The 13,039-nt window shown below is 64.1% G+C and carries 11 protein-coding genes; 7 read left to right on the forward strand and 4 right to left on the reverse strand.

Features of this window, described 5'->3' with window-relative positions:
* Positions 1–5 precede the first annotated feature (5 nt).
* The 7 genes from mreC (at position 6) to LVE68_RS15030 (ending at position 9,618) form a co-directional block, all read left to right on the forward strand.
* Positions 6–848 carry a rod shape-determining protein MreC gene (gene mreC, locus LVE68_RS15000; RefSeq protein WP_255701183.1) on the forward strand — a complete coding sequence of 281 codons (843 nt, stop codon included), beginning with the start codon at positions 6–8 and terminating at the stop codon, positions 846–848.
* A complete protein-coding gene (mreD, locus tag LVE68_RS15005) occupies positions 826–1,314 on the forward strand; it encodes a rod shape-determining protein MreD (protein WP_232941248.1) in 489 nt (162 codons plus the stop codon). The genes mreC and mreD overlap by 23 nt, the downstream gene beginning before the upstream one ends.
* A gap of 158 nt (positions 1,315–1,472) precedes the next feature.
* Positions 1,473–2,057 carry a Maf family protein gene (locus LVE68_RS15010; protein ID WP_232941249.1) on the forward strand — a complete coding sequence of 195 codons (585 nt, stop codon included), beginning with the start codon at positions 1,473–1,475 and terminating at the stop codon, positions 2,055–2,057.
* Complete coding sequence (rng, locus tag LVE68_RS15015; RefSeq protein ID WP_232941250.1) at positions 2,054–3,541, forward strand: ribonuclease G; 1,488 nt, start codon at positions 2,054–2,056, stop codon at positions 3,539–3,541. The genes LVE68_RS15010 and rng overlap by 4 nt, the downstream gene beginning before the upstream one ends.
* Before the next feature lie 99 nt (positions 3,542–3,640).
* On the forward strand, positions 3,641–7,975 hold the full coding sequence (locus tag LVE68_RS15020) for a YhdP family protein (RefSeq protein ID WP_232941251.1): 4,335 nt from the start codon (positions 3,641–3,643) through the stop codon (positions 7,973–7,975).
* Positions 7,976–8,036: 61 nt separating this feature from the next.
* Positions 8,037–8,576: a peptide-methionine (R)-S-oxide reductase MsrB gene (gene msrB, locus LVE68_RS15025; protein WP_232941252.1), complete on the forward strand. Its 540-nt coding sequence runs from the start codon at positions 8,037–8,039 to the stop codon at positions 8,574–8,576.
* A gap of 181 nt (positions 8,577–8,757) precedes the next feature.
* Positions 8,758–9,618: a hypothetical protein gene (locus LVE68_RS15030; protein ID WP_232941253.1), complete on the forward strand. Its 861-nt coding sequence runs from the start codon at positions 8,758–8,760 to the stop codon at positions 9,616–9,618.
* Between the two features lie 124 nt (positions 9,619–9,742).
* On the opposite strand, the gene yjgA is transcribed toward LVE68_RS15030, so the two are convergent.
* The 4 genes from yjgA to rapZ form a co-directional block, all read right to left on the reverse strand.
* The gene (yjgA, locus tag LVE68_RS15035) at positions 9,743–10,264 is read right to left on the reverse strand and encodes a ribosome biogenesis factor YjgA (protein ID WP_232941254.1); all 522 of its coding nucleotides are present in this window, start codon (positions 10,262–10,264) and stop codon (positions 9,743–9,745) included.
* 72 nt (positions 10,265–10,336) lie between these two features.
* Complete coding sequence (gene mgtE / locus LVE68_RS15040; RefSeq protein ID WP_370636675.1) at positions 10,337–11,704, reverse strand: magnesium transporter; 1,368 nt, start codon at positions 11,702–11,704, stop codon at positions 10,337–10,339.
* A gap of 112 nt (positions 11,705–11,816) precedes the next feature.
* Positions 11,817–12,086, reverse strand: coding sequence for an HPr family phosphocarrier protein (locus LVE68_RS15045; RefSeq protein WP_232941255.1), 270 nt, complete (start codon positions 12,084–12,086; stop codon positions 11,817–11,819).
* A 27-nt stretch (positions 12,087–12,113) separates the two neighbouring features.
* Positions 12,114–12,974, reverse strand: coding sequence for an RNase adapter RapZ (gene rapZ / locus LVE68_RS15050; RefSeq protein WP_232941256.1), 861 nt, complete (start codon positions 12,972–12,974; stop codon positions 12,114–12,116).
* Positions 12,975–13,039: the final 65 nt, after the last annotated feature.

Below are 13,039 nucleotides of genomic sequence, written 5' to 3' on the forward strand. Positions count from 1 at the left end.
TACCCATTAAACCGCTATTTACCCGCGGCCCGTCGCCGGAATCCCGCATCCTGGTCCTGGGCCTGGTGGCGGCCGCGCTCATCGTCGTCAATATCTATACCGACTGGTTGCAGCCGGTACGCGACCGCGTGGCCAGCCTGGCGGAACCCTTCTACTGGATTACCGATGCGCCCGCCCGGATGGGCGAGTGGGCCGGGGACCAGTTGCGTTCGCGCGATGAGCTGGAGGAGGAGAACAGCCGCCTCCGGCGCCAGGTGTTGCTGCTGGAGCAGCGCAGCCAGCTGCTTGCCGCCGCCAGGGCGGAAAATACCCAGCTGAAGGAATTGATGAACTCCGCCGAGTCGGTGGATGAGCGGGTGCTCGTTACCGAGATTATCGGCGTGTCGCCGGACCCCCTGGAGCATGTGCTGGTGATCGACAAGGGGCGTGATGACGGCGTGCGCCTGGGTACCCCGATCATGGATGCCAGCGGCCTGCTGGGACAGGTGATCGAGGCGGGCCCCGGTGCCAGCCGCGTCCTGCTGATTACCGACGCCAGCCACGCCCTGCCGGTGCAGGTGCTGCGCAACAGTGTGCGCGCTGTGGCCGAGGGCACCGGTGATCTCTACCGCCTCAAGCTGCGCCATGTGGCCAATACCAGCGACGTGCGGGAGGGTGACCTGCTCCTGAGTTCCGGCCTGGGGGGGCGCTTCCCGTCGGGCTACCCGGTGGGCGAGGTGATTTCCGTCGAGCGGGATCCCGGTCGCGCCTTCGCCGATGTGGAGGTGCAGCCGCGCGGCCGCATGAACCGCAGTCGTTTCGTGCTGGCGGTGATCACCGAAGGGGATGAGGCCGTTGGAACCGAATAATCGCTGGTTTATTGCCGCGACGGTGCTGGTGGCCCTGTTGCTTTCGGTGATGCCGCTGCCGTACCAGTGGCTCTGGTTCCGGCCCGCCTTCATGGCGCTGCTGGTGATCTTCTGGATCAACCGCATGCCACAGAGCCTGGGGGTGGGGTTTGCCTGGCTGGTCGGGCTGCTGGAGGATTTCGTCACCGGCTCGGTGCTGGGTACCCACGCCCTGGCGCTCGGGGCGCTGGCCTATTTCAGCCTGCTGACCTACCAGCGCACCCGCGCCTTCAACCCGGCCCAGCAGCTCATGTGGGTGTTTGTGCTGGTGGGTATTCACCAGGTGGTGGGCAACTGGGTACACAGCCTGGCGGGTAAGCCTGTGCCCGGCCTGACTTTTCTCTGGCCGGCACTCACCACAGCCCTGCTGTGGCCACTGGTCACGCCCTGGCTCGACCGCATGGCCGGTCGCCTGCAGGTGCGCTGAAGCCCGTAGAAACCGGGGTGCGTGAACCGGCCTCCACGTCACATTTTTGGTTAAGTCCGGTAAAGAAATGCTCATTTTTCGAGCGATACCGCTATAATCAGCGGCTGATTCACCAACAATAAAGCAGTACCGTGCCAGATACCGCCGAACACAGCAGATTGATCCTTGCTTCCGGCTCCCCGCGCCGCGCGCAATTGCTGGCGCAGATTGGGGTGCCGTTCACCCGGGCCAAGACTGACGTTCCCGAAGTCAGGGCTGCCGGGGAGGCACCCCGCGACTATGTCCTGAGGCTGGCGTGCGAGAAGGCTGCGGCCGGATTTGCCGCCCAGGGCGATGCCGGGACCTGGGTCCTGGGGGCGGATACCGTGGTTGTGTCACGTGAAAATGTTCTGGAAAAACCCCGGGACTTCGATGATTTTCGCTGCATGATGGCGACACTTTCAGCTTCCGAGCACTCGGTGCTCACCGCCATCTGCCTGTGCCGGGGCGATCGCAGCCTGACCCGGGTGGAGGAAACCCGGGTGCGCCTGCGCCCGCTGCGCGACGATGTAGTCGAGGCCTACTGGGAGACCGGGGAGCCTGTCGACAAGGCCGGCGGTTACGGTATCCAGGGCCTGGGTGCGGTGCTGGTTGAGGCCATCAGTGGCAGCTACAGCAATGTGGTGGGCTTGCCCCTGGAGGCGCTGGTGCCGATGCTCGAAGAAACCGGAATCCCATACTGGCAGGCCGGGGAGGCATCTTGAGCGAGGAACTGCTGATCAACGTGGCTCCCACCGAAACCAGGGTGGCGCTGGTGGAAAACGGTGTGCTGCAGGAGGTCTACCTGGAGCGCAGTGCGCGCCGCGGTATTGTCGGCAATATCTACAAGGGCAAGGTAGTGCGCGTGCTGCCGGGCATGCAGGCGGCGTTCGTCGACATCGGCCTGGAGCGCGCCGGCTTTATCCACGCCTCCGATATCGCCCCCCTGGACGAGGAGGGCATGGAATCACGCGAGGCCGAGGTGGCGGACATCCGCGCACTGGTGCGCGAGGGCCAGTCACTGGTGGTGCAGGTGGTCAAGGATCCGATCAGCACCAAGGGCGCGCGCCTCACTACCCACCTGAGCGTCTCGGCCCGCTACCTGGTCTACATGCCCCAGACCCGCCATATCGGCATTTCCAACCGTATCGAGGACGAGGGCGAGCGCGAGCGCCTGCGGGAGCTGGTGGAGCAGGCTGCGGCCAAGCTGGCGGACGAGGGCCAGTCCGGCGATGGCGGCTTTATCCTGCGCACTGTTGCCGAGGGCGTCAGTGAAGAGGAGCTGCTGCGGGATATCCCGTTTCTTTACAAGCTGTGGTCCGAGCTGGAACAGCGTATCCGCTCGCGCCCGCTGCCCTCGGTGATTTACGAGGACCTGCCCCTGTTCATGCGCGCCCTGCGCGACCTGGCCCGCCCGCACACGGAAAAGATCCGTATTGATTCGCGCGAGGCCCACGTCCGCGCGGCGGAATTTTCCGGCAAATACGCCCCGGAGATCGCCGGTCGCCTGGAGCACTATCCCGGCGAGCGCCCGCTGTTCGACCTCTACGGTGTCGAGGAGGAAATCCGCAAGGCGCTGCAGAACAAGGTGACCCTGAAGTCCGGTGGCTACCTGATCGTTGAACAGACCGAGGCGATGAGTACCATCGATGTGAATACCGGTGCGTTCGTGGGGCACCGGAACCTGGAAGAGACCATCTTCAAGACCAACCTGGAGGCGGCCACTGCCATCGCCCGCCAGCTGCGGCTGCGCAACCTGGGCGGCATCATCATCATCGACTTTATCGATATGAAAGAGGCCGAGCACCAGCGCCAGGTGCTGCGCACCCTGGAGAAATCCATGGAGCGCGACCACGCCAAGACCAGTATTACCGGGGTGTCCGAACTGGGCCTGGTGGAAATGACACGCAAGCGCACGCGGGAATCCCTGGGGCAGATCCTCTGTGAGCCCTGCCCGGTGTGCGAGGGCCGCGGCACCCTGAAAAGTGCCGAGACGGTGGTGTACGAGATTTTCCGCGAGATCATTCGCGAGGCCCGGGCCTATGACAGTGAAAAGATCATGGTGCTGGCCAGCCAGGTGGTGATCGACCTGCTCCTCGATGAGGAATCGGCCAACGTCGCCGACCTGGAGGAGTTTATCGATCGCCCGATCCAGTTCCAGGTGGAGCCCATCTACAACCAGGAGCAGTACGACATTGTTCTTGTCTGATGCCCATTGCCGCGCCCGCCCGAGTTGCGTCTTCGCGCCCACCGGCGCGATGGCCGCTCCCGGGCGCCTGCCTGCAGGCGGGCTGCGGGGGGGGCGCCGATGATGGGTGCGGTGCGCTGGCTGGCGCGGAAGTTCTGGTTACTGACCGTCAGTGTGGTAATCCTGCTGGCGATAGTGGTACAGACCGGGCGCATGCTGTCGCCGCAGGTGGAGCAGTACCGTCCGCAGATCAGTGCATTGCTGTCAGAGCGCCTGGGTGCGCCGGTGCAGATGGATCGCATTGCCCTGCGCTGGGAGGCGCTCGAGGTCGCGCTGCAGCTCGACGGGCTGCGCCTGGGGGAGAACGGTGAGGTGCATATGGGCTACGGCCTGTTCCACCTCGACCTGCTTGCCAGCCTGTGGAATCGCGAGCTGGTATGGAAGAACCTGCAGGTGCACGACTTCTCTGCACAGCTGAACCGTATCGGCCGCGGCAACTGGCATGTGCACGGTTTCCCCGCGGCCCTGCAGGACGCCGACACCGATGGCGCGGTTACCGGCGAGCGTCTCGGGGACCCGGCACGGATTTTCCAGCTGGGCCCCAAGGTGCAGGTCCGCAATGCCAATATCACCCTGCAGCTTGCCGATGGGCAGCGGGCCCGCATCAGCCTGCCGCAGGTACTTCTGGAGAACAGTGGTGCATTCCACCGGTTGAGCGCGCGTGCCTTTATTGCTGACACCAATGAAGCCGACTCTGCGAATACCGATTCCCCTGCCAACGCACAAAACCTGCCGGTGGCCAAGGCCCCTGCGGGTACCGAGACACTCCGATTGATCCTGGAGGGACGCGGCAACCCGCGTGATCGAGAGCACTTCACCCTCAATGGCTACCTGCAGCTGAATGAGCTGCAGGTGAATGACGACACCGTGGCCCTGTTGCAGCAGCTGACCCCGGTCCCCGAGCGCTACCACTGGCAGGGCAGGAAGATAGCCCGCGGCAACCTGTGGCTGCGCAGCGACAGTGAGGCCGGCTACCGCCTGCGCGGGCGCCTCGACCTATTGCAACTGGAGGGGGAGCTGGCAGCTGGCCGCGATGGCAGCGGGACCCCAGAAGTACATGGGGATCAAACCGGGCAGGGTGATCCGGGCGCGGGCGAAGCTGAAGCCGTGGCGGGCACGCTGGACCCGCTGCGCTCGCTGGGTGGCGACATTTCCGGCCAGTGGCTGCCTGGCGGACAGTGGCGACTCGCCCTGCAGTCCATCGAGCTGGATTGGCGCGATGTCGCCATGCCGGCCCTGAACATCCAGGCCAGCGGCGGTGACGGCGAGGGTGTCCAGCTCTCCCTCGACTACCTGGAGCTGGAGGCCTGGAATCGTATCCTGTCACGCCTGCAGTTGCTGCCGGAAAAGGCCGGGACCTGGCTGGAAGCACTGGAGCCCACCGGCGCCCTGGAAAACCTGCGCTTTGGCCGCGACAGTGACGGGCTGGTATCACTTCGTGCCAACCTCCGCGACATACGGGCCGCTGCCCATAAGGCCGCCCCGGCCGTGGAGGGCCTGGACGGTTACCTCCAGGTGCGCGGTAGTGATGGAGAACTGCAGCTGGCGGGTGATGGGGACCTGCGGTTGCACTTCCCGAAGCTCTACGAACAGGCCTTCAGCTTTGCCCGTGCCCGCGGTACCGTCGCCTGGCATGTCGACAAGGAGAATAATTCCGTACAGGTCAACTCCGGCCCCCTGGAGCTCGAAAGTGAAGAGGGCGCGATCCGCGGCCAGTTCCTGTTGCAGCTGCCGTTTGAGGCGCATACGCGGGCAGCACAACTGACCCTGGCGCTGGGCCTGCGTGACGCGCCTGTCTCTGCCCAGGCGTCACTGGTGCCCTACACCGTCAGCGAGTCCCTGCGCGAATGGCTGGACCGTGCGCTTGGTGAGGAAAACCCCGGCCGGGTGGCGCGGGCCGGTTTCCTCTATCGTGGTTATGGCTATGGTGAGGGCGAGAACGCTGACCTGCTGGCCCTGGGCGAGCGCCAGGAACGCCAGACCGTCCAGCTGGCCGCACAGCTGGAACAGGGACGCATCGACTACCTGCCTGGCTGGCCGGCGGCTCGGGAGGTGGACGCGCACCTGGCAATCAACGATGGCCACGTGATGGTCAACGCCGGGCGTGCCCGGCTCTGGAATATCGATGCCCGCGATATCGAGGTGGGCGTTTCCCCCGATCCGGCCGGGCAGGGCGCGCTACTCGGTGTCCGTGCCAGCCTGGCGGGCCCCGCAGCCGATGGCCTGCGCCTGCTGCAGGAGTCCCCGTTGCGTGAGAAACTCGGTGATGGCTTTGACGACTGGCGCCTGGGCGGACAGATGCAGGGCCACCTGACCCTGTCGCAGCCTCTGGGCGGGGCAGATATTGAGCCGCGCCAGCGGGTCGACCTGGAACTGGCAGGCGCTGACCTGCATATGGACGACACCCGCCTGGTGATCCAGTCCCTGTCCGGGAATATGCACTATGACAGCGAGGCTGGCCTGGAGGGGTCAGCCCTCAGTGGGCGCCTCTGGGGGCGGCCGCTGAGGGCCAGCATTCACCACCAGGGCGAGGGGGAAAACCGGGATACCCAGGTCGTGGTGAGTGGTCGCAATACCACCCAGGCCCTGCGTGAGTGGACCGGCCGGCCCGAGCTTGCCTGGCTCGAGGGCGAATTCGACTACCGCACCCTGGTGACCATCCCGGCTCCGGTGAAAGACAAGCCCTATCGCGCGATCGTGGAAGTGACATCGGACCTTGAAGGGGTCGCCGTGAACCTGCCGCCGCCACTGGGCAAATCCGCAGAGCAGGCGTCGGAGCTGGTGCTGCGGGTGCCGATTGGAAAGCAGGGCAGCCTCTACAACCTGGAGTATGGCGAGCACCTGGCCGCGCGCTTCTGGAAGGTCGAAGGTGCGGTGGAGCGCGCCGCTATCGCCCTGAATGCCGAGGCCAGGTTGCCCAGCGAGCGGGGCCTGTCGATCAGCGGTGACGTGTCCGAGGTGGATTTCCCCCACTGGCGCCAGTTACTCAAGATTTACGACACGACGCCAGAGCAGCCCGCTCCGGAAGACGGGACGGTACAGCGCCCGTTGCCACTGATGCTGGACCTGAGTACCGACCGGCTCAAGCTGGGCAAGACCGATATCAGCCATATACATATTCGTGGACGCGGGCTGGGTTCCAGCTGGGAACTCGATTTTGACAGTGAAACTGCCGCGGGGCACCTGAGCGGTGTACTCAATGCAGAGACCCCGCTGACGCTGGAGCTGGATCACCTGCGCCTGCCCGGCAAGTCCGGTGAAGAAGGCGAGGCCAAGGCCGGCGCGGCAGTCGAAGCGACCGCTGCCCCGGCCGGGACGGGGGCGCCAGTTGCTGACCCCTGGGCCGGGTTCGAATTTGCTGACCTGCCGGCGCTGGATTTCAGTACCGACAAACTCTATCTCGGCGACGAGGATTTCGGCCGTTGGTCGTTCAACCTGCGCCCGTCCGCGCAACGCCTGGTGGTCAGTGATATCCGCGGCGCCGCACGGGGCATCCGCGTCGAGGGGCGCGGTGAGGGGGACAACCGCCTCGGCGCCCAGCTGATGTGGATGCGCGATGAAGAAGGCAGGGATTCCTCCCAGTTTATCGGCCGCCTGAGCGCCGGCGACCTGGCCGGGGTGCAGCGCGCCTGGGGACAGGAGCCGGTGATCGAGAGCGAGTCAGCCAATTTTGATACCGCCCTGCGCTGGGACGGCTCGCCGGCACAGGTGGCGGCGGATGCGCTGACCGGCGACCTGGAAATCGATATCCAGGATGGTCGTTTCCTGCGCGCCACAGATAACGCCGGCTCGGCCCTGCTACGACTGCTGTCACTGTTCAATTTCGATACCTGGGCACGTCGGCTGCGACTGGACTTTTCCGATCTCTACCAGAGCGGCATGGCGTTCGACCGGGTGCGGGGCGAGGTATTTTTCGAGGGGGACGGGAGCCTGCTGATCGCGGTGCCGATCCAGGTGGAGGGCCCCACCAGTGAGCTGCAGATGGCGGGGCGGGTCAACCTGAAACGCGAGGACCTCAACCTGACCCTGGTGGCCACCCTGCCGGTGGGCAATAACCTGGCGCTGGTGGCGGCACTGGCTGGCGGCCTGCCCGCCGCCGCAGGGGTTTACCTGATCAGTAAGGCGTTCAAGAAGCAGGTCAACAAGATGGCCAGCGTCAGTTACCGTATCAGCGGTGACTGGTCAGAGCCCCAGGTGCGGTTCGACAAGCTGTTTGATGGCGATGGCGCCGAACGCCAGGGCGCCGAAGAGGCGGGGTTCCAGCGTCCCCCGCCCTCCGAGAAGCGCCCCGAGCCTGAAGGCCCGGCTCCCGGGCCAGAGACCGAAGCGGTGTCCGGTTCGCCCCCTCCCGCTACCGGTGAGGGCGAGGGTGACGAACGGACAGGTGTAATCTGAACACCGGATCTCCGACTAAAAGTGTAAGACCATGGAGTTCTGCACAGAGAGGAGAATAGATATGCACAAGCGCCTGTTGGGAACTGCGTTGCTGGCAATGGTCATCGGCCTGCCGGCCTGCACTGAGGCCGATGAAAAACGTGCCACCAACGAGGAGATGACCGTGGCCGAGGCCCGCGCGAATATCGAGGCGGGTACCAACCTGTCGACGATACCGGATTCCGCCTGGAAACAGATCCTGTCACCGGAGCAGTACGAGGTGCTGTGGGAGAAGGACACCGAGCGGCCCTTTACCGGCAAATGGCTGGAGAACAAGGCCGAGGGCACCTATGTCAGTGCCGGGTGTCGCCTGCCGGTGTTCAGTTCAGAGCACAAGTACAAGTCGGGAACCGGCTGGCCCAGCTTCTGGGACGTGGCCCACCCGGAAAATGTAATCCTGAAAGAGGATTACAGCTGGGGCATGAAACGCACCGAAGTACTGTCGAAATGCGGTGAACACCTGGGACATGTCTTTAAAGACGGCCCGCCGCCTACGGGGCTCAGGTACTGCCTGAATTCACTGGCCCTGGATTTTGTCCCGGCGGTTGAAAAAACCGAATAATTGTTCGATATTGTGTTTTGCGGCTCTGCCGTGCGGCACCGCCACCCTGCAGCTGTGGGGAGGGCGGTGCCGGCAGGATGTATCGATTCGAGTGCGAGGTTCCCGGACCCGTGTCCCGCAGGCGTCGGTGCGCGGTCAGGCAGAACCGATGCAGAACAATAATCAATAGAGGTTCGAGCTGATGTCCGAGGTGGCCACATTGGGTGGGTTTTCCGTCAACCGCTACGCCCTGTTCCGGGTGTTTAAATACACCATTTACCTGTTGCTCGCGTACAACGTCTACGCGTTCTTTGTTGAGAATCACGCTGCTGCCGGGGCGGTATTTGCCGACGGTGTGCAACTGGGCCGTATTATTGAGGCCTACAACGACTCTATCGATACCCTGGCGTGGGTGTTGCTGCTGCTGGTTTTTGAGCTGGAAACCTTTGTCCTGGCAGATGACAGGATCCGTGGCGGCGTGAAGTGGGCCCTGAACGGCGTGTCCGCTTTCTGTTACCTGTTTATCGCCTATTCCTTCTACGGCTATGTGGCCGAGATGGCGTCGCTGACACACCTGCTGCCGGTATCCGAATCTGCCTGCCAGCTGGCGGCCAGTGGTGGCTGGCAGTTGGTGGTGGGCCAGGATGACTATGTCGCCCTGACCGCCCAGAACTGTGCCGCGCTGGCGGACACCCAGGTACTGCGACTGGCTGATGCCCAGGTCCTGGGTGCGGTGTCTACCTGGAACGAGATCAAGTGGCTGGCCTGGACTGACGTGATCAATGCCGGTGCCTGGCTGCTGGTAGTGGTGATCCTTGCCTTCGACGTATGGCTGCAGCTGCGTCATGAGCTGTCCAATGCCATCATGCGTTACTCGCAGGTGATCAAGGCTGTGCTGTATTTCACCCTGCTGCTGTGTGCCATCTACTGGGGGATCAACGGCAGCTTCCTGGACTTCTGGGATGCCTTCCTGTGGCTGGTGGCCTTCTTCTTCATCGAGCTGAACCTGTTCGAGTGGCAGGCCGAGACCGCCGCCGAGAAAACCGGCCAGAGCGCCGCCTGAGTGAGTGATAGGGCCGGGCGATCAGCCGGGCGATCAGAAGGATCGCCCCTACAGGTCTGGTAGCGTCAGCCTCGCTTCAGGACCAGCATACGCTTAGGGGCGGACCTTGTGTCCGCCCTTCCCGTCACTGGCTGTTCTGCTCCTGCATGAAGAAGTCGCGCAGGTAACGGAACAGCTTGCGCTGCTGGGTGGGGGGCTTCTGCTTGTCCCGCTCGCGCAGGGAGTCGCGCACCAGCTGCCGCAGGTGCTGGTGGTCGGCGTGGGGATGCTGGTCGAAGAAATCACTCTGTGCCTGTTTGCCATCGTCCAGCAGGCGCTTGCGCCAGTCCTCCGCCATACGGTCAAACCGTACGTGCAACTGGTCTCGCTCGTGGAAGCGTGCCAGAGCTTCCTCAATCGCTTCGCGGTCGGCGCCCCGCATCAGCTTGCCGATGTACTGCATCTGGCGCCGGCGGGCCTCGTTGGACTTGATCCGGTGCAGGGTGGCGATCGCTTCGCGGATATCCTCATCCAGCGGCACTTCCGCCAGTTGTGCCCTGCCCATCTCGGTCAGCTGGCGCCCCAGGTCCTGCAGTTCATGCATCTCCTGCTTGACCCGGGTTTTGCTCTTGGGCTGGTCCTCATCGAAATCGTCGTATTCTTGCATTCTGGTATTCCAGCTAATTCAGGCGCCGCGGGGCCGGTACATGGTTATATCCGCTACCAGCCGGGTGGGCGCTCAGGCGTAAAACAGGGTGGCGAGCCCGAGGAAGGACATAAAGCCCACCACATCGGTAACAGTAGTCAGCGCGACCCCGCCGGCCAGTGCCGGGTCGATGCGGATGGCGCGCAGTGCCACCGGCAATATGGCGCCGGCAATGGCTGCGGTGATCAGGTTGATTACCATCGCGGCGAGGATGATCACTGCGATGGTGATGTCGTCGAACCAGAGGGCGGCAATCACGGCCATTGCCACGGACCAGAGCAGCGCATTGAGCACCGCGGAGCCGAGCTCCCGCGTCAACAGCCAGCTGAGGTTGCTGCGCCCGATCTGGCCCAGGGCCATGCCGCGGATCACCACGGTCAGGGTCTGGCTACCGGCAACGCCACCCATGCTGGCCACGATGGGCATCAGTACAGCCAGCGCCACCACCTTGTCGATGGTGCCCTGGAACAGGTTGATGACCCAGGACGCGAGCAGGGCGGTAAGCAGGTTGATACCCAGCCAGACCGCCCGCCGCGGGGCAGTGCGGCGCACGGTGGCGAAGGTGTCCTCTTCCTCGTCGAGACCGGCCATGCTCATCAGTGAGTGGTCGGCATCCTCGCGGATCACGTCAACCACGTCGTCAATGGTAATACGCCCCAGCAGGCGGTTGTTGTCATCCACCACCGGCGCGGTAATCCAGTCGTATTTCTCAAACAGCCGCGCCACCTCGGTATCGGGAAAGTCCGCTGGAATGGGCTCTACATCGGTGTTCATCACCTCGCGCACGGTGACCGAGGGATCGGTGGTAAGCAGCCGCGAGAGCGGCAGCAGGCCAATGTACTGGTCCCTGCGGTTGACCACGAACAGGGTGTCGGTGGAGGGCGGCAACTGCTCGTGGCGGCGCAGGTAGCGAAACACCACGTCGAGGGTCAGGTTGGGACGCACGGAAATGGTATCCGTGTCCATCAGGCCGCCGGCGGTCTCCTCATCGAAGGCCAGCACCCGCTCGACTCGCAGGCGATCGGCCTCGGTCATGGCGGCGAGCACCTCGCCCATGACCCGCTCGGGGAGTTGCTGCAGGATATCGGCGACGTCGTCGGCGTCGAGGCCCTCCATCGCAGCGACCATTTCCTCGGTGTCCATGGTGGCGAGGATCTGGCTTTTCACCTCGTATGACAGCTCGGGCAGCACCTCGCCTTCGACCTCGGGGTCGACCAGTTTCCAGAGCACCTGGCGAATCCGGGGTGGGGAGCTTTCCAGCAGCTGGGCAATACTCTGCGGCGACAGGGTGTGCAGCATGCGCTGCACCTCGCGGCCGGTGCCACTGTCCAGGGCGGCAAACAACTCACTGAGCTGGTTCTGCGCGCGGAACTGGATTTCAGCTGGTGGCGGGTTGGACACGGCGTTTCCTTACTGCACTGAGAGGTTCGGGGTCGGGCGGCGTTCGGGGGCCGCAGGGAGGGGATTTTATGCCTATCGGTGCCGTGCTGCCAGCGGGGCAGTGGGCGCGGGATTACTCGCCCTCGCCAAAGCGGTCGTTGATCAGGGTGGTGATGGCTTCCAGTGCGGCTTCCTCATCGCCACCTGTGGCCTCCAGCTCCAGTTCCACTCCCTTGCCCGCGGCCAGTAGCATCAGTGCCATTACGCTCTTGCCGTCGACGCACTTGCCCTGGCAGTGGACGCGGATGTCAGCGGAAAACCGGGCTGAGGTCTGCGCGAACTTGCTGGCGGCGCGGGCGTGGAGGCCCAGCTTGTTGATGATGGTCAGGCGGCACTTCTGCATGGCGGTGTCGCGTTCTCCGTCTATACGTTACGGCTGCTGTTCGCGATGGCGAACCTGGATATTATCGAATTGGCCGGCAAACGTCCTGGCCAGCTGCTCAACCATGTATACGGAACGATGGCGACCGCCGGTGCAGCCGACAGCGACACAGGTATAGCTGCGGTTGCTCTGCTGGTAGGAGGGCAGCCAGCGCCCGAGGAAGCTGGTAATGTCCCGCTGCATCTCGCCGGTTTCCTCGTGGGAACGCAGGAATTCAACCACTTCCGGGTCCAGGCCGGTCTTATGGCGCAGTTCGGCAACCCAGTAGGGGTTGGGCAGGCAGCGCAGGTCAAACACCAGGTCCGCATCAACCGGTACCCCGTGCTTGAAGCCGAAAGACTGGAACAGGATCGCCATGCCAGGAGAGTCGCGCCCGACAACCCGGGTCTTAACCTGGTCGCGCAGCTGGTGCAGGCTCAGGCTGCTGGTATCGATCACCAGGTCGGCCATGCCGGCCAGCGGGGCCAGTAATTCCTTTTCCCGGTTCAGGGCTTCCAGCAGGTGGGTGCGGTTGTCGCTGAGCGGGTGCTTGCGCCGGGTTTCACTGAAACGCTGGACCAGCACGGGAGAGCGCGCGTCCAGGTATATGACGTCGCACTGGATGCCGCTTTCGCGTAATTCATCGATAACCCGGGGTGCCTGTTGCACGTCCTGCCAGAGGTTGCGGGCATCGATCCCCAGGGCCAGCCGGGCGCTCTCCACACGCGGCTGCTCCTGGACCCTGCGCACGAGCTCCGGCAGCAGGCTGGCGGGCAGGTTGTCGATACAGTTGAAGCCGACGTCTTCCAGCAGTTGCAGGGCTGAACTCTTGCCGGAGCCGGAGCGGCCGCTGATGATCACCAGGCGCATAAGTTTCGAGGTCCGTTTCGTAATGTTTGATCGACTGCCGGCCGTTTGCTACCTGCCCGGGCAAG

The sequence above is a fragment of the Microbulbifer sp. YPW16 genome, from assembly GCF_021290385.1.
GTDB lineage: Bacteria > Pseudomonadota > Gammaproteobacteria > Pseudomonadales > Cellvibrionaceae > Microbulbifer > Microbulbifer zhoushanensis.

What these genes read in the sequence shown, in the direction of transcription:
- mreD (WP_232941248.1), top strand. Translation starts at nt 826, where the DNA reads ATGAGGCCGTTGGAACCGAATAATCGCTGGTTTATTGCCGCGACGGTG.
- LVE68_RS15020 (WP_232941251.1), top strand. Translation starts at nt 3,641, where the DNA reads ATGATGGGTGCGGTGCGCTGGCTGGCGCGGAAGTTCTGGTTACTGACC.
- msrB (WP_232941252.1), top strand. Translation starts at nt 8,037, where the DNA reads ATGCACAAGCGCCTGTTGGGAACTGCGTTGCTGGCAATGGTCATCGGC.
- LVE68_RS15030 (WP_232941253.1), top strand. Translation starts at nt 8,758, where the DNA reads ATGTCCGAGGTGGCCACATTGGGTGGGTTTTCCGTCAACCGCTACGCC.
- yjgA (WP_232941254.1), bottom strand. Translation starts at nt 10,264, where the DNA reads ATGCAAGAATACGACGATTTCGATGAGGACCAGCCCAAGAGCAAAACC.
- LVE68_RS15045 (WP_232941255.1), bottom strand. Translation starts at nt 12,086, where the DNA reads ATGCAGAAGTGCCGCCTGACCATCATCAACAAGCTGGGCCTCCACGCC.
- rapZ (WP_232941256.1), bottom strand. Translation starts at nt 12,974, where the DNA reads ATGCGCCTGGTGATCATCAGCGGCCGCTCCGGCTCCGGCAAGAGTTCA.